At 70.5% G+C, this 16,583-nt stretch carries 14 protein-coding genes and 1 pseudogene; 10 read left to right on the top strand and 5 right to left on the bottom strand.

What is annotated here, in order from left to right; all coding sequences use genetic code 11:
* Positions 1-376: 376 nt before the first annotated feature.
* Positions 377-721 (bottom strand): annotated as a pseudogene (locus JNW91_RS33820) (histidine kinase); the annotation flags it as partial.
* Positions 722-914: 193 nt separating this feature from the next.
* Between JNW91_RS33820 and JNW91_RS04125 the strand changes: the two are divergent.
* The 4 genes from JNW91_RS04125 to JNW91_RS04110 all read left to right on the top strand — a co-directional run bounded on the left by JNW91_RS04125 (position 915) and on the right by JNW91_RS04110 (position 3,954).
* Positions 915-1,628 carry an ABC transporter ATP-binding protein gene (locus JNW91_RS04125; RefSeq protein ID WP_203173609.1) on the top strand — a complete coding sequence of 238 codons (714 nt, stop codon included), beginning with the start codon at positions 915-917 and terminating at the stop codon, positions 1,626-1,628.
* Positions 1,622-2,374, top strand: coding sequence for a hypothetical protein (locus JNW91_RS04120; protein ID WP_203173608.1), 753 nt, complete (start codon positions 1,622-1,624; stop codon positions 2,372-2,374). Before JNW91_RS04125 ends, JNW91_RS04120 begins: the two co-directional genes overlap by 7 nt.
* A complete protein-coding gene (locus JNW91_RS04115; protein WP_203173607.1) occupies positions 2,371-3,012 on the top strand; it encodes a hypothetical protein in 642 nt (213 codons plus the stop codon). The genes JNW91_RS04120 and JNW91_RS04115 overlap by 4 nt, the downstream gene beginning before the upstream one ends.
* A 315-nt stretch (positions 3,013-3,327) precedes the next feature.
* Positions 3,328-3,954 (top strand): DUF642 domain-containing protein, encoded by a 627-nt coding sequence (locus JNW91_RS04110; RefSeq protein ID WP_203173606.1) that lies wholly within the window; start codon positions 3,328-3,330, stop codon positions 3,952-3,954.
* Positions 3,955-4,086: 132 nt separating this feature from the next.
* Here the strand turns inward: JNW91_RS04110 and JNW91_RS04105 are convergent, their stop codons facing one another.
* On the bottom strand, positions 4,087-4,785 hold the full coding sequence (locus JNW91_RS04105; protein ID WP_203173605.1) for a hypothetical protein: 699 nt from the start codon (positions 4,783-4,785) through the stop codon (positions 4,087-4,089).
* Between the two features lie 568 nt (positions 4,786-5,353).
* Here JNW91_RS04105 and wrbA point away from each other — a divergent pair.
* Together wrbA and JNW91_RS04095 are read left to right on the top strand one after the other, a co-directional pair.
* Positions 5,354-5,962 carry an NAD(P)H:quinone oxidoreductase gene (wrbA, locus tag JNW91_RS04100; RefSeq protein ID WP_407664250.1) on the top strand — a complete coding sequence of 203 codons (609 nt, stop codon included), beginning with the start codon at positions 5,354-5,356 and terminating at the stop codon, positions 5,960-5,962.
* A gap of 227 nt (positions 5,963-6,189) precedes the next feature.
* Positions 6,190-8,985, top strand: a complete 2,796-nt coding sequence (locus JNW91_RS04095; RefSeq protein ID WP_203173603.1) for an ATP-binding protein — start codon at positions 6,190-6,192, stop codon at positions 8,983-8,985.
* Positions 8,986-9,024: 39 nt separating this feature from the next.
* On the opposite strand, the gene JNW91_RS04090 is transcribed toward JNW91_RS04095, so the two are convergent.
* Complete coding sequence (locus JNW91_RS04090; RefSeq protein WP_203173602.1) at positions 9,025-9,441, bottom strand: SRPBCC family protein; 417 nt, start codon at positions 9,439-9,441, stop codon at positions 9,025-9,027.
* A gap of 504 nt (positions 9,442-9,945) precedes the next feature.
* Between JNW91_RS04090 and JNW91_RS04085 the strand changes: the two genes are divergently transcribed.
* The 4 genes from JNW91_RS04085 to JNW91_RS04070 all read left to right on the top strand — a co-directional run bounded on the left by JNW91_RS04085 (position 9,946) and on the right by JNW91_RS04070 (position 14,121).
* Positions 9,946-10,782 (top strand): alpha/beta fold hydrolase, encoded by an 837-nt coding sequence (locus JNW91_RS04085; RefSeq protein ID WP_203173601.1) that lies wholly within the window; start codon positions 9,946-9,948, stop codon positions 10,780-10,782.
* Positions 10,783-10,907: 125 nt separating this feature from the next.
* The gene (locus JNW91_RS04080; protein ID WP_203173600.1) at positions 10,908-11,915 is read left to right on the top strand and encodes an alcohol dehydrogenase catalytic domain-containing protein; all 1,008 of its coding nucleotides are present in this window, start codon (positions 10,908-10,910) and stop codon (positions 11,913-11,915) included.
* 160 nt (positions 11,916-12,075) lie between these two features.
* The gene (locus JNW91_RS04075; RefSeq protein WP_203173599.1) at positions 12,076-12,969 is read left to right on the top strand and encodes a dioxygenase family protein; all 894 of its coding nucleotides are present in this window, start codon (positions 12,076-12,078) and stop codon (positions 12,967-12,969) included.
* Between the two features lie 189 nt (positions 12,970-13,158).
* Entirely contained in the window at positions 13,159-14,121 is a 963-nt protein-coding gene (locus JNW91_RS04070; RefSeq protein WP_203173598.1) for a hypothetical protein, read from the top strand.
* 144 nt (positions 14,122-14,265) lie between these two features.
* Here JNW91_RS04070 and hemC read toward each other — a convergent pair whose 3' ends face one another.
* Positions 14,266-15,207: a hydroxymethylbilane synthase gene (gene hemC / locus JNW91_RS04065; RefSeq protein ID WP_203173597.1), complete on the bottom strand. Its 942-nt coding sequence runs from the start codon at positions 15,205-15,207 to the stop codon at positions 14,266-14,268.
* A gap of 150 nt (positions 15,208-15,357) precedes the next feature.
* The gene (locus tag JNW91_RS04060; RefSeq protein WP_203173596.1) at positions 15,358-16,548 is read right to left on the bottom strand and encodes an amidohydrolase family protein; all 1,191 of its coding nucleotides are present in this window, start codon (positions 16,546-16,548) and stop codon (positions 15,358-15,360) included.
* Positions 16,549-16,583: the final 35 nt, after the last annotated feature.

Genomic DNA, 16,583 nt, shown 5'->3' with positions numbered 1-16,583 from the left:
TCGACGTGCTCCGCCGACAGCGTGCCGCCGAGACTGCGACCCGCTCCCGTAGCCCGGCCAGCCCGTGTCCGGCGCCCGGCGATGCCAGCCACCCGTCGACTGACGGGCCGGCGTCCGCCACCGTGACCACCACGTATGGTCCGTCCCGATACACCTGCACCCGCACGTCCGTCGGCCCCGCGTACCGCGCGGCGTTGCTGAGCGCCTCCCGCACCGTCTTGCAGACGGCGACCTGTACACCCTGTGACACCGAACCGAGCGGCTCGACCGTCAGCCGTGTCCGAAGCCCTGCCAGCGACGCCCCGTGCACGATGTTGGGCAGGTCGTCGAGGTTGTCCACCGGCGCACGGCGGCTGGCGGCCGACGGCTCACGCAGGACCGTGAGCATGCGCCGTAACTCGGCCGTCGCATGCCGGCTCGCGTCCTCGATATCGGTGAGCGCCGCCTCCACCTCGGCGGGCTTGGGCAGATGCCGGGTGGCCGCCGCGCGGACCGTGATCAGACCCAACCCATGGGAGACGATGTCGTGCAGGTCGCGGGCGATCCGCAGCCGCTCGGCGAGCACCGCCTCGGACGCGGCCCAGGCGGTCAGCCGGGACTCGTAGGCGGTTCGGTCGGCGCGTGACCGCCGCACCGCCCATGCCGCGGCCGCGACGGCGCCGCCGACTATCAGCGGCGGCAGGACGACCGCGAGCGGGCCCTGTGCGCCGACGGTACACATGGCCATCACCAGCACGCTGATCACCACGGCAACCACCAGCACGACCCTGGACCGCCCGGATGGGCGCGGATGGGCGTTCACCACCCCGACTGTAGATCTCAGACCAGGGTCTGACGGTCCGTGGGCCGACCCGGCCGTCAGGATCCGAGAACGGTCCGATGTGCGCGGCCCGGAACACCTGTTGACTCGGCTTATGATCACGATCGATCGCGTCAGCAAGACCAAGAGCAGGACCCGGATTCTGTACGACGTCAGCTTCGAGGCCCGGCCCGGCCGGGTCACCGGCTTTCTCGGGCCGAACGGAGCCGGCAAGACGTCGACGCTACGTATCCTGCTCGGCCTGGACCGCCCGCAGAGCGGGACCGCGCTGATCTGCGGACGCCCGTACCGGAAACTGGACCGCCCGCTGACGACGGTCGGCGCGCTACTCGACGGCAGCGGCGCGCACCGGGCCCGCACGGCCCGCGCGCACCTGCGGTGGGTAGCCGCCAGCAACGGGCTTCCGGATCGCCGCGCCGACGAGGTTCTCGAGGTCGTGGGCCTGACAAGCGACGCGCGCAAGCGTGCCGGCCAGTTCTCGCTCGGGATGAGTCGCCGGCTCGGGCTCGCCACCGCCCTGCTCGGTGACCCTGAGGTGCTGGTCCTGGACGAACCGGTCAACGGCCTCGACCCGGCCGGAATGCGCTGGATCCGCGAGTTTCTCAAAGACAGCGCGGCGGAGGGCCGCACTGTCCTGCTCTCCAGCCACCTGATGGGCGAACTGGCAGAGATCGCCGACGACGTCATCGTGATCGACAAGGGGCGGGTCGTGATCCAGGGCGGACTCGCCGATGTCACCGGCGGTCATCGCACGCTCGAGGACGCCTTCCTGGCGCTCACCGCCGCCGAGGAGGGTGGATCATGGTGAGCCTGGTCCGCGCCGAGCTGCGGAAGCTGCTCGGCCTGCCCACCGCCTGGATCGGCCTGGTGCTGGGCACGCTGACAGCACCCGTGATCGTGCTGCTGAACGCGCCTTACACCCGCCGCGCGATCGCCGCAGGCACCCTCACCGACACGACCGACCTGGGCCTACGCGACCTGGGTATCGGCCTGATCGGTCCGATGATCCTCGGCGTGATCGTCGTGAGCAGCGAGTACACATCGACCGGGCCGGACGCACCCGGCGCCCGCCAGCTCACCACCACGCTCACCGCCGTTCCCAGCCGACGACGTCTGCTCGCGGCGAAGACCACCGCACTGATCCTGGTCGTCGCGGCGCAGGCGGCGGTCACCGCAGCCGCCACACTCACCCTCACCCAGGTGCTGCACGGCGAACACGCGCCGACACCCGCCCCGGCCCGAGTCGCCGCCGCGATCCTCTACTGGACGCTGACCGCGCTACTGGCGTACGCGATCACGCTGATCACGCGCAACGGCATCGTGCCGCTGACGCTGCTGATCATCAACAGCTCGGTCGTCTCAGTGTCGTACCTGCTGACGAAGGTCACCGACCTCGCCGCCTACCTGCCGGACATCGCCGGCGCGCAGATGTTCATCCGCAGCGCGGACGTCCCCGTCGAGATCGCCCCGCTGACCGCCGGACTGGTAATGACCGCCTGGGTTGTGGCGTTACTCGCGGTCGGCGCCGTCCTGTTTCACAGGCGGGACGTATGAACACCGTCCGCGCGGAACTACGCAAACTGCTGACCCTGCCGTCGCTGCGCCTGACCGTACTGCTGACCTGGACCGCCAACCTGATGGTGACGTACGCGTACGCAGCGGCCGAGTCCCGCGGCGAGTCGATCGGCGACAACGCCGCCCTTGCCCCGCTCGGCTACACCCAGGCCGGCTTCCTGGTGCTCGGCGTGCTGGCGGCCGCATCCGAGTACCAGGAGGGCGGCCAGATCCGCACCACACTGCTCGCGATGCCCCGGCGCCGGCACCTGCAGGCGGCGAAAGCCCTCGCGCTGGCTGCTCTGACGCTCCCGGTGGCCGCCGCGACGGCGGCCACCAGCACCCTGCCGGCCGATGGGGCCACCTGGACGCCCGCCGCGACCGCGTATCTGACGCTCACCACGCTGCTCGGGGCGGCAGTCGCCGGCGTCGTCCGCCGCGCAGTGCCCGCCGTGGTCCTGCTGCTCGGTCTGTACTTCATCGCAGGCCCGCTGCTGCGCGCCCGGTCCGCCGCCAGCGCCTCCTACCTGCCGGACACCGCCGCCCTCGATCCGTCACGCGGCGCCACCGCGTCGATCATCTGGACACTGTCCGCCCTGACGCTCGCCGCTCTCAGTCTCCACCGACGCGACGCTTGATCCCGGTCGAGGCAGCGAAGCCGCACAGCCACAGCGGCCCGGCGCGGCGTCCGCGCTCGCTGGCAGCCCGGCGGGGCGCGGCCGTCGATGGTCCGGTAGCCGGACGGCAATCGTCGCCGGGCATCAGATGTCAAGGATTTCCGACGCTCGCCATTGTCGGATTGTGGCCGACTGTCGGGAATTGAACGGCCTTGCCAGCCTTTGTGGCGTCACCGTAACGTCACTGAAGGGCATCGATGTTCCAGTGTCCGGTGGTCGATCGCGACGCGGAGTCCCGGTACCGCCCCGACCGGTGTCTACGTCGGAAGGACAGACATGGCAACGAAACGTCCTCGTACCCATCGCACGGCAATCGGAGTGGCGCTGGCGGTGGGGCTGTCCGCCCTCCTGACCGCCCTCACGGCGAGTCCGGCCGCGGCGGCCACCGTCTTCGCCGACGGTTTCGAGACCCCCGTCATCGGCGGCGACTTCCAGGAGTTTGCCGCCGGCCAGCAGTTCGGCCCGTGGACCGTCACCACCGGCACCGTCGGACTGACCCGCGACTGGCAGGCCGCGGAAGGTGAACAGTCACTCGACCTCAACGGGTTCAGCCCGGGTGCGGTCGCCCGTACGCTGCCCACGACGCTGCTCACCACCTATCGAGTGAGCTACGCCCTCGCCGGCAACCCCGACAATGGCCCCCTTGTCGTGACGGGCAAGGTCACGGCCAACGGCCATACCGTGGACACTTTCTCCTTCGACACCGCCGGCCACACGCCATCTGCCATGGGGTACGTGTACCGGACGGTCTATTTCACGAACGTCCTGTCCGCCACCACGGTTCTGCAGTTCGCCAGCACCACGGCGGGTGCCTTCGGCCCGGTCATCGACGACGTACGGGTCGAAAGCTGCCTCCTCGTCATCTGCTCCGCCGGCACGGCCGGTGCCGTCCGGGTCGCCTAGTACCGGCACCCTTCGATGAGCGGTTGGGCGGGCTGTCGGTCGGCACACGCCGCCCGGCAGCCCGGCCGACCGCGAGGGCCAGTGGCTCCAGGTCGTGTTGGCGTACTGCGGCGCGTTGCGCGGGTGCGACGGTCAGCTGTGGGATGACGTGCGGACGGCGGACAGGATGTAGCGGATGACCTGGTCATCGTCGTAGAGGCTGGAGTGCGCGAGTCCTTTCCGGGTGGAGGTGACGCGCGGCTCAAGCTGGAGCAGCGTCGCCGTGCCCGGCGGTGCGGCCTCGGCCGAGCAGGACGCGACCAGACCCGCGAACGGGCCGTCGATCCCGAATACCACCGCTGACCCAGCCATCGCCGCTGCCACCGCCACCATCACCAGGCCTGGTGCGCCAAACGCGTAGAGCAGCAGGTTGACCGCCAACTGCCCGCCGCGGCCGACGAAACCGGCCACCACGAACGCGAGCTGCGGCAGCCCTATGAGGATGGTCCAGAACCACAGATTGGTCAGCAGCCGGGTCGCCGCCGCGCTCAGCCAACCGACGAACTGGCCGGCCGCGAGCAGCCCCGATGCCTCGTCTCCGGCGGCCCGGATGACAATGGTCTCGTCAGGTCGGGCGGCGGGTGCGTGAATGGCGCCGACGAGCCGGCTGCGCCAGCCCGGCCTCAGGGATCGCCGGTGCAGGACCGCGCCGGCGGAGCACAGCGCCAGTATGGCCGCGAAAATGCTGCCACCGATGACCAGCACCGTGTCACCGGGCGAGTGCGGGCCAGTCACAGCGGTCGCGGAGGCCGATCCGAGCAGCAGCACGCTGAACAGCACGATGACGAACACCGGCCAACCGGTGATGCTCCGAGGGCGCGCGTGCAGGAACGGCGTCGCCAGTGCCACCGTCGTGACCCGCGCTGCGCGGCCCCGCTCGGTACGCAGCTGGTCGGCGGCGTGCAGCGCGACGTTCCCGCCGTGGCTGTGCGCGATCACCCAGTGCCTGGCGCGAGGATGTGCGGTGAGCTGCCGCTGTAAATGCTCGGTCAGGCCCTTGGCGGCGTCCGAACGCGCCCGATGAGAGTTCCGACCCGACCACCCGAACCGGGTCACGTGGCAGCCCGCCCGCTGCAGCGACGTGCTCAGGGCGCTGTCCGGTCGGGTCCACGGTGCGTCGCGCGCGAACGTGCCGTGGACCAACGTGATCACGGTGGCGCGGTCGCCGGTCATGGATCGGTTCGGGCGTCTACCCATCGACGTACCTTACTGACCGCGTCCGGGGCTGGCGACAGCAGGCATTCAACGAAGAGCGCGATATCCGCACCAGGTCAGGCCCGACGACAGCCGCTTCGCGGCCGTTGCTAGAGTCATGTTGTTGCAGAAGCAAATTTATCACCCGCAACTACTTGCTGACAGGATGCCTCCGATGACCAAGCTCTCCGTCATCTACTACTCCTCGACCGGTACGGTCCACGCCATGGCCAAGCGGCTCGCCGAAGCTGGCGAGAAGGCCGGTGCCGAGGTGCGGCTGCGCCAGGTTCCGGAGCTTGCCCCCGAGGAGGCCGTTGCCTCCAACGCCGCCTGGAGCCAGCACTTCGACGCCACGAAGAACGAGCCAAAGGCGACCGCCGACGATGTCGTCTGGGCCGACGCGGTGCTGTTCGGCACCCCCACCCGCTTCGGCAACCTCTCCAGCCAGCTGAAGCAGTTCATCGACACCCTCGGTCCGCAGTGGGGGCAGGGGCTGCTGGCCGACAAGGTGTACGCCGGCTTCACCGCCACCATGACCGCCCACGGCGGCCAGGAGTCGACGCTCCTGGCGCTCTACAACACGATCCACCACTTCGGCGGTCTGGTCGTCGCCCCCGGCTACACCGACCCGGTGAAGTTCGGCGACGGCAACCCGTACGGTGTCTCGCACGTCACCGGCGGGGGCAACGACGCTCCGCTGGGCGACGCCCAGCTCAACGCCCTCGACCACATGGCTCAGCGGGTCGTCAGGATCGCCGGCAAGGTCAACGCCTGACAAGCCCCGCCGGTGCCGGACGGCCTCCCGAGCGGACGTGGACGATCAGAGGCAGCGGTTCGGGTTGCTCCGAGCGCCAGGACCAGGGCCGGTTTCCCATCCCGGGAGACCGGCCCTGGTCCGCCCCGAGGGGACTCGCCGCCGCCCGATCGGCGCGTCCCCCGCGTTGCGGCCGTACCGGCGCCGCCGGCGGATCTTCCCACGAGCGCGGCCAGGAGGTGCCCGGCATGGATCGCTCCGAAGTGTCGAAGTGGTCGTTGATCGGCCGTGACGAAGAACTCGCGGTGGCCCGCAGATTCCTGCGCCAGGCGATGGTCAACGGCGGGTCGATGCTGGTGTCCGGAGAACCCGGGGCGGGCAAGACGGCGCTGCTCGACGCGGTCGCGGAGTCCGCCACGGAGACCGGAATGCGCGTGCTGCGGGCGGCCGGGGTGGAGTTCGAGGCGGACATCAGCTACTCCGGCTTGAACCAACTGCTGTTTCCGCTCTACGACGCCTTCTCCGAACTTCCGCCCGTGCACTGTGCGGCGCTCCAGGTGGCGCTCGGGTTCGGCAGCGGCCAGCCGCCCGGCCGGTTGCTGGTGTCCAACGCGGTGCTGCTCCTGCTCCGCTCCATGGCCACCGCCCGGCCGCTGCTGCTCATCGTCGACGACCTCCCGTGGCTCGACCGGTCCAGTTCGGCCGTACTCGGGTTCGTCGCGCGCCGGCTGGTGGGCACCAGCGTGGGCTTCCTGGCCGCGACCCGGTCGCACACCGCGAGCTTCTTCGAGCAGAGCGGAATCCCCGAACTCGAAGTGCAGCCCCTGCGGCCGGACGCCGCCAGCGAACTGATCAACCAGCGTTTTCCCGAACTCACCCCGGCGGTGCGGCGACGGTTGCTCTCGGAGGCTCGCGGGAATCCGCTCGCCATCCTGGAACTGCCCTCCGCGTTGAGCGGGTCGCAACGTCTCGCAGCGGCCACCCTGCCGGCCGTCCTGCCGTTGACCCGACGGCTGCAGGCCCTCTTCGTGACGCGGGTGTCCCAGCTGCCCGAGGCATGCCGACGGCTGCTGCTGCTCGGCGCGTTGAACGGTACGGGCGAACTCGGTGTGCTCCTCGAGGCGGCGAGTGACCACGACCTCGATGATCTCGAAGCGGCCGAGCGTGACCAGCTGGTGCATGTCGACAGCAGCACACATCGCTTCGTCTTCCGGCACCCCCTGATCGAGTCGGCGGTCGTCGAGGTGGCCACCAGTGCTGAACTGCGCTGGGCGCACCATGCCCTCGCCCGGACACTCGTCGGGCAGCCGGAGCGCAGGGCATGGCACCTCGGCGAGGCGGCGGTCGGGCCGGACGAGCGGGTCGCCGCGTTGCTGGAGCAGGCCGCGCACCAGATCCTGCGCCGCGGCGACGCCGTGGGCGCCGTCGCGTCGTTGACCCGTTCCGGCGACCTGACACCGGATCCCGTGGAGCGCGGTCGACGACTGGCGCAGGCCGCCTACATCGGCGCCGACGCCGGCGGTGAACTCACCAACGCCTCGCAGCTGTTGGACGACGCTCGTCGGGCCAGCCCAGGCGGCTCGTTGTACGCCACGGCCGCCGCCGTGCACCTGTTGCTCAACAGCGACGGCGACGTCTGGACCGCGCACCGACTGCTGGTCGGCGCCATTGAGGCGGGTGGTCACGGCTACGACGCCGACAACGAGGCCCTGATCGACGTGTTGCACACGCTTCTGCTGCTCTGCTTCTTCACAGGTGAGCCGGCCAGCTGGGAGCCGTTCTTCGCCGCGCTCAACCGGCTGACGCCCAAAGCGCCCGAGCTGCTCACGGTGGCGGCCGCCACCTTCGCCGACCCGGCACGTATGGGGCAGGCGGTGGTCGACCGCCTCGACGCGCTCGTCGCCGGAACGGGCGCCGAGGTCAACCCTACGGAGATCGTCCGCATCGGCATCGCCGCCATCTACCTGGACCGGCTCTGGGGCTGTCGAGAGGCCGACTGGCGAGTTGTCCGCCTCGGCCGGGAGGGCGCAGCGCCTGCTCGCCGTCACCTCGGCGTGCTGTTGCACCTCTGCATGGACGACTACCACAGCGGGCGGTGGGACGAGGCCGCGGAACTCGCGGCCGAGGGCATCCGGCTGTGCGACGAGCACGGGTTCCGGTTCTTCGGCTGGTACTTCCAGTACATCCAGGCGCTGCTCGCCGCCGCGCGGGGAGACGCCGACGCCAGCGATGCCTTGACCGATCGCATCCTGCGCTTCGCGGTACCCCGCGGCGCGCGAGCGGCGGAGTCCTACGCCTACCACGTGCGGGGCCTCAACGACCTGGCGCGAGGTGACTTCGAGAGCGCGTACCAGCACTCGGTGCTGCTCAGTACCGCGGGCACGCTCGCGCCGTACGTGCCGCACGCCCTGTGGGGCTGCCTGGACCTGGTGGAGGCGGCGGTCCGTACCAACCGGTTCCGCGAGGCCGCGGCGCACGCCGCCTGCCTCCGGGAGGCGGAGGTGGGCTCGTTGTCGCCGCGGCTCGCGCTGCTCAGCGCCGGTGCGTCAGCCTTCGCCGCCCCGGATGATCGTGCCGAGAAGCTCTTCGAGACGGCGTTGGCGCTGCCCGACATCGAGCGCTGGCCGTTCGATCTGGCCCGGGTGCGTCTGGCGTACGGGGAGCGGTTGCGCCGCACCAGAGCCACGGCGAAGTCCCGGGCCCAACTCCGGACAGCCCTGGCCACCTTCGAGCGGCTGGACGCCCGGCCGTGGATCGAACGGGCGAGCAACGAGTTGCGCGCCACCGGCCTCGCCAGGCCGAGAAACGATCTGAGCTCCGCCGTGCTCACCCCTCAGGAACGGGAGATCGCGGAACTGGCCGCTTCCGGTCTGACGAACAAGCAGATCGGCCTGAAGCTGTACCTCTCGCACCGGACAGTCGGTACGCATCTGTACCAGATCTTCCCCAAACTGGGCATCGCCTCCCGGGCCGCGCTCCGCGACGCGCTCGCGGCGCTGGACGAGGGCGCGGCCGGGGAGACCGAAGAGGCACCCGAACCGTAGTGGCCGGACGATGTTCCATGGCGTACCCGGCGCCGGGCCTCACGCCGGCGATTCGCTGGCTTCCGCCAGCCGCGTCAGTCGCAGCAGCGTTTCCTGGTGGGCGTAGTAGAGCTCCTCCACCTGGGAGTCGCCCACCACCACCGTCGTCAGTTCGCGCTCGACCTTCCTCGCGATCACCTGGGTGCCTGGCGGGACCGTGACGAGGGTCCACGCGTGGTAGATGCTCATGTCCGGCGAGGAGCCGATCCAACCGAACCGGGTGTTGAGCTCGTACTCGGACACCACGGCCTCCAGACGGACGCCGTACATCTCGACCTCGAACGTCGCGCCCAGCCGGATCCCGCTCGGGGCGTGCGCCCGTCGTACCTCGGGAACCCAGTCGGGCCACTGCGGAACGTCGACCAGGTGTGCGTACACCCGTTCCGGCGTCGCCGCGATGAAGGTCTCGCTGCGCACGGAGGATTCCGTGCGGGGAGCCGTGAAGTCTGTGGAGCGGTAGTTGTCCCTACGTGCCCAGGACACACCCCGGCCGGCCCGAGGGTGAAGCATGTCGTTCTCCGTTCCACTACTCCGGGCACCGCTGTCACGCGGGTGCCGAAACCTCTGCACCTTGCGTGATCCAGACTGTCTCCGCCGGCTCGCCGAGTGACCGGTCACATGACGTGGCGGATGACTGGCCTCGATGGGTGCAGGCCGCCGAGGAGGACGTGGGCGGCCAGCGGTCGTTGCCGGAGCACCAAAGGCGAGACCGTCGGTCCGGAGATCACCGTGCCAACTCATGGACGGTCGCCCAGTCATGTGACTGATGCGCCCCCGGGCGTCGGTGCCGGAGTCTCTGATCACCGCAGAGCGCGCCGACCGACGAGCGCGGCCGGGGAGCAACGGCGCTCCGCCGGCACCTGCCACCGACGCCCGCGGCGCATTCAACGGCGACGGATCGCTCAGGGAGAGGGAACGCACATGCCGCACATCACAGTGGGCGAAGAGAACAGCACGGCGATCGAGCTGTACTACGAGGACCACGGCACGGGTCAGCCGGTCGTCCTGATCCACGGTTTCCCGCTCAGCGGGCACTCGTGGGAGAAGCAGTCGGCCGAGCTGCTCCGCGCCGGTTACCGGGTCGTCACCTACGACCGCCGTGGCTTCGGCCAGTCCAGCCAGACCACCCTCGGGTACGACTACGACACCTTCGCCGCGGATCTGAACGTCCTCATGGAGACGCTCGATCTCACCGACGCCGTACTGGTCGGCTTCTCCATGGGCACCGGCGAGGTCGCCCGGTACCTGGGCCGCTACGGATCGTCGCGGGTCGCGAAGGCTGCTTTCCTCGCCTCGCTGGAGCCGTTCCTGCTCAAGACCGACGACAACCCGACCGGCGCCGCGCCGCGGGAGTTCTTCGAGGGCGTCTCGGAGCAGGTGCGCAAGGACCGTTACGCGTACTACACGGCCTTCTACGCCGACTTCTACAACCTCGACGAGAACCTGGGCAGCAGGATCAGCGAGGAGGCCGTCCGGAACAGCTGGGCCTCCGCCGCCAGCGGCGGCTGGTACGCGGCCGCCGCCGCCCCGATGACCTGGTTCACCGACTTCCGGGACGACATCCGTACGATCGATGTACCGGCCCTGATCCTGCACGGCACCGGCGACCGCATCCTGCCGATCGACGCCACCGCGCGTCCGTTCCACAAGGCGCTTCCCAGCGCCGACTACGTCGAGATCGACGGGGCGCCCCACGGCCTGCTCTGGACCCACGCCGACGAGGTCAACAGAGCGCTGCTCGCCTTCCTCGCCAGGTGATGGCCTGAGGGGCGGCGCACGGTGGCGGCCGGGGGCGTTTCCGCTCCCGGCCGGCACCGCCGCCGCCCGAAGTCGACCGCTCGACGGGGGCGGTCGATCGACCGAATCAGAAGGAGTAATCAACCATGCACGCTGCTGTCGCCACCGGGGTCGACGCCCCGTTGTCGCTCGTCGAACGGGACGTGCCCACCCCCGGACCCGGCGAGGTCCTGGTCCGGATGACCGCCTGTGGGGTGTGTTTCACCGACCTGAACCTGCTCCGCGGCCATTTTCCGTTCGCTCGTTTCCCGGTGGTGCCGGGTCACGAGATCACCGGTGTCGTCGAGGCGGTCGGGGAGCAGGTCACCTTCCCGACGGTGGGTACGGCGGTGGGAGCGCAGTTCCTGGGCGACTCGTGCGGGCACTGCGACTACTGCGTACGCGGTGACCAGATCCTCTGCCCGGCAAAGCGGATCACCGGCGTCGTCATGGACGGCGGGTACGCCGAGTACGCGGTGTTGAAGGCAGGTTTCGTGACTCCGCTGCCGGCCGGACTGGACCCGGTCGCGGCGGCACCGCTGATGTGCGCGGGTATCACGGCGTTCAACGGCCTACGGCAGGCCGGGACCCGCCCGGAGTCACGGGTGGCCGTCATCGGCTCCGGCGGCATCGGAGCGCTGGCGATCCGTTACGCCACCGCGATGGGCGCTCGCGTCGCGGTCCTCGGTCACTCCCGTCGCGTCGAGGAGCAGGTGCTGTCGCTCGGCGCGGAGCGGTTCATCGTGTCCAGCGAGCAGGACCCCGCCGCGGCGCTGAAGGACTGGGACGGCGGAGCGAACGTGATCCTCAACGCCGCGCCCACCACCGCCGCCGCGGCGGCCGCGTTCGGCGGGCTCGCCCCAGACGGCACGCTGGTGCTCTGCGGCTACGACAACACCCCGCTGAGCCTGCCCAGTCAGCCGATGGTCCTCAACCGACTGCACGTGATGGCCAACCCGTCCGGGTCGCCGCACGACCTCCGCGACACCCTGGCCTTCTCAGCCGTGCACGGGATCCTCCCCGAGATCAACCGCATCGCCCTCGACCAGGCACCGACCACCCTGGCGGCCATGGCGTCGGGTACCGCGCGCGGCCGCAACGTCATCGTCTTCTGACCACCCGCGGTCATCAGCAACCATCGGAGGAGCAGCATTCGATGTCCGTCGTACTGATCGCCGGTGCCTCCAGCGGCCGTGCCGCCCGACACCCGATGCCGGTCACTCGCGAGAGCCTCAAGGGCCTGCCACGCCGAGCATGGGACGGCGGGGAGCCGGTATGACCCTGGAGCAGCGGAGCCGCGAGTCACAGCTCGTCGAAAGGGTGGTCGCGTCGTTTGACGACGCCCCGGATGAGCGGCTCAGAGAGCTGATGCAGGCGCTGACCCGGCACCTGCACGCCTTCCTGCGGGAGGTGCGGCTGACCGAGCAGGAGTGGCGGCGTGCCATCGCCTTTCTCACCGCGGCCGGGCACATCACCGACGATCGGCGTCAGGAGTTCATCCTGCTCTCTGACGTCCTGGGCGCCTCGATGCAGACCATCACCGTCAACAACGAGGCTCACGGCAACGCCACCGAGGCGACGGTGGTCGGCCCGTTCTTCGTCGAAGGCTCGCCGAAGATCGAGCTCGGCGGGGACATCGCGGCCGGAGCGCCCGGGCGGCCATGCTGGGTCGAGGGCAGGGTCACCGACACGGACGGCAACCCGGTGCCGCATGCGCGCATCGAAGTCTGGGAGGCCGACGAGGACGGCTTCTACGACGTCCAGTACGGCGACGACCGGATCGCCGCCCGTGGGCACCTGTACAGCGACGTGGGCGGGAACTACCGCTTCTGGGGGGTCGTCCCGACGCCGTACCCGATTCCGCACGACGGCCCGGTCGGCCGGCTGCTGGCCGCCACCGGACGGTCGCCGATGCGGGCGGCGCACCTGCATCTCATGGTTCAGGGGGAGGGATTCAGAACCCTCGTGACGCACATCTTCGTCCGCGGGGACGAGTTGCTGGACCGCGACAGCGTGTTCGGCGTACGGGAGTCGCTGGTGACGGATTTCGAGCCCCGGCCGGCCGGTTCCCCCACGCCCGATGGCCGTGACCTGGAAGACCGCGCGTGGTCACGGGTGCGGTTCGACGTCGTTCTGGCGCCGGCAGGCGTGGCTCGCGAGGAGGCGTGACCCAAGTCCACCGACGTGCACCTGTCTGACGCCGTACACATCCTTCTCGACAAGTTCCGCGTCGTCGTCCAACGGCGACGGTAGACCTTTCCACTGATGAAGCTTTCTGTCACGATGTTGCGAGCACTTCGAAGGTTGTCGACATCCCGGGCGGCTCGATGCCGACGTTCAGTGGAGCCAGGAGGAGAGTTGTCCATTCGTACCAGCCGTGTCCTGCGCGGCGTCGTCGCCGTGCTGACCACGGCTCTCATGACCGCGGCGGTCGGCGCCGCCAGCGCTACCGCCGCCTCGGCGGCCGTCAACAGCTCCCCGAGCTACCTGGTGGTCTACAACAACAACATCGAGAACTGGCTGCCGAGCTCCTGCGCCGACGGCTACATCTGGGACCGGCTGATCACCTACCTCAAGGGCCGGCCGCTGAGCCCGGACATCCTCACCGTGCAGCAGATCTCCAACCAGACGCAGCTCAACACCCTGACCCAACGACTCTCCGACGAGCTGCCCGGCACGTACGCCGGCCAGATCGCGATCGCGGACCCCGGCTCGATGGGCTACACCAGCACCTGCGGCAAGATGAAGAACCAGCAGACCAACGCGGTCATCTACCGCTCGGACCGGTTCACCTACGACACCGCCACCCGCTGGCGCTCCGACGCTCCGGAGGACTACGACGCTGGTACCGGCGGGTGTCTGAACCTCGAACCCACCAGGAGCAGCCAGGACCGGGTTCACAACATCGCCGTCCGGTTGCACGACAACGTCGCCAACCAGGACGTGTCGGTGGCCTCGATCCACTGGCCGACCAACACCTGGTACGGCCCCAAGTGCGCCGATGAGAACATCAAGGAGGCCGACGAGGCCATGGGCCGGCTCGGCGGCGACCTCAAGATCGTCGCGGGTGACGCCAACGCCGAGCCCGACGACGCGGGTTGGTGGGAGGACGGCAGGAGCTACGGGTACCGCGACCCGATCGCGGAGAAGTGCGGCAGCCGCAACTGCTCCGCCGCGTACGACACTCTCAACAGCCGGCGGATCGACTTCCTGCTGGTCAAGAGCGGCAACGGCTTCAGCAACGTCGCGACCGTCACCCCGACGACGACCGCAGGCGAGTACTCCGACCACCTCGCCGTCACCGCATACGTCAACTACTGACGATCGACACGGCGGCACCGTGCCGCGGCCCCCGTGATCGGGCTGGCCGCGGTGCGCGTGCCGGTCGATGCTTCGCCCCTGTCGACGACAGGCGTTCGTGCCACGGCCGGCGAGCTCCGTGTGCGGCTGCGGCCCGGCGGTCGGTCAGGCCACCCCGTGGGGAGACAGGTCGAGGAGGTCACGGGCACCCTGCCGGAGCAGGGCTGCGGCGACGGAGGTCCCGAGGGTGATCGGGTCCGCAGCCCACTCGTGCACGTCGAGCACTGTCTTACCGTCGAGGCTGATCACCCTCGCCCGGAGGCCGAGGCGCCCACCGGGCTCGGTGCGTGCGAGCGCGGCGATGGGGGAGTGGCAGTTGCCCTGCAGGATGTGCAGCATGGTCCGTTCGGCGGCGGTCTCCTGCCGGGCCCGCGGGTCGCTGAGGCTGGCTGCCAGGTCACGGGTGCTGGTGTCGTCTTCCCGGCATTGCAGGACCAAGGTGCCGGAGCCGACGGCCGGGACCATCGTGTCGACGTCGACAGGGTGAGTGATCCGGGCAGTCTGCCCGATCCGCGTCAGCCCGGAGACCGCGAGCAGCAGCGCGTCGTACCTGTCGCCGGCGTCGAGCTTGGCGAGCCGGCTGTTCGCGTTGCCCCGGATGGCCACCGGCACCAGGTTCGGCCAGTGCAGGGCCAGCTGCGCGACCCGTCGGACCGCGGAGGTGCCGATCCGGGTACCGGCGGGCAGCTGCTCGATCCGTAGCCCACCCGGATGCACGAGGCAGTCCCGGACGTCGTCACGGGCCAGGTAGGCGGCCATCACCGTGCCGGCTGGGGCCGGCCGGTCCCCGGGGACGTCCTTGACGCAGTGCACCGCCAGGTCCACGTCTCCGGCGACCAGGGCGGCGTCCACCTCCTTGGTGAACGCCCCCTTACCGCCCAGGGCGGCAAGGTCACCGTGCCACCGGTCCCCGCTGGTCGACATCGACATCACTTCCACGGTGACGTCGGGGTGCCGGTCGACGAGCATCGCGCGTACCCGCTCGGCTTGAGCGAGGGCCATCGGTGAGTTGCGGGTACCGATGCGCAGCAGGCGGGAGTCGGACATACCGGCGAGGGTAGTCCGCCAGGGGCGGGCGCCGACGAGCAGGCCGGATGCCCGGCCGACCACCCGCCGGGTCCCTCCTCGACGGACGAGCCGTTCGAGGAAGGCCCGGCTGCCGACACCGTGCGAGAAACCGCCGACGCGCCTACGAGATCACCGGCTCACCGGCTCGCCCGCGCGGTACACGGCGAGCGGGCGGCGCAGTACCGTGATGTCGCTCGTCGGGTCACCGTCCACGACCAACAGGTCGGCGTCGAATCCGGGGCTGACGCGGCCCTTGCGCCGCCCCAGCCCACACACCTCGGCGCCGACCGAGGTGGCCGCGGCGAGGGCAGCGGTGGCGGAGATGCCGCACGCGACGTACTCGACGAGCGTCTCCGGCAGGATCCCGTGCGGCTTCGCGGGGCCGAGGCCCGCGTCCGAACCGGCCACCAGGCGGACCCCGGCGCGGTGCAGGGCGGCGGCGCCCTCGCGCAGCGTGGCCTCGCTGAGCCCGGCCCGCGCCGCCATCGCCACCACCTCCGGCGGTGTGACCACGGCAGGGTCGGTGCCGAGCGTGGCACAAACCGCCACCCCGGACGCTGCCAGGCGGTCCGCGAGCTCGTCGGGGACGTGGGCGCCGGTCGCGGTCACGCACGTGCAGTGCTCGATGCCGTCGACACCGACGCGCAGCGCCTGCTCGACCGCGCTGAGGGCGTGCGCGTGCGCGGTCACCGGCAGGCCCAGATCGTGCGCCCGGGTCAGCGCGGCGGTCAGCTCCTGGTCGGTGAACTGCGGCCGGGTGGTGTCGGTGCCGGGGGTGAACGCCCCGCCGCTGGCCATGACCTTCACCAGGTCGGCACCGGCCGCCGCCCGCAGGCGCACGGCCTCGCGGATCCCGTCGACACCGCTCGCCTCGCCCCCCAGCGAGCAGCAATGCCCGCCGACGCTGGTGACCGGGGCGCCGGACGCCACCACCGTTGGCAGGTCGTCGCGCACCTCCCGGTTGCGCCATCGGAGTACGGCGTCGCGGCGGTCGCCCAGGTCCCGGACGGTCGTGACGCCGGCCGCCAGGTGCGCGCGCAGTGACGCCCCGATGACCACGTCGAGGTCCGTCTCGGCACGCTCGGCGAGCCGGCCGAGCGCGTCGGGCCCGGCATCGGCGCACAGGTGCACGTGCGCGTCGACCATGCCGGGCAGCAGGGTGCCGTCCGGCTCCTCGCGCACCGGCCAGCCTTCCGGTGCGTCGGCCCGACCCCGGTGCACGTCGGCGATGCGCCCGTCGTCCATCAGGACCAGCACCCCGCCATCCACCAGCCGCTCGCCGTCGAACATCCGGGCCGCCCGGACAGCCTGCTTCGTCATCGTGCCTCCCCGTTGAGTTGAACCCTCTCGGTCAG

Origin of the sequence: Micromonospora parastrephiae (assembly GCF_016802865.1) — a bacterium.
In the GTDB taxonomy this organism is placed as follows: Bacteria; Actinomycetota; Actinomycetes; order Mycobacteriales; family Micromonosporaceae; genus Micromonospora; species Micromonospora parastrephiae.
The sequence above is the reverse complement of the archived record's forward strand: the minus strand, read 5'-3'. Positions and strand labels throughout refer to the sequence as shown.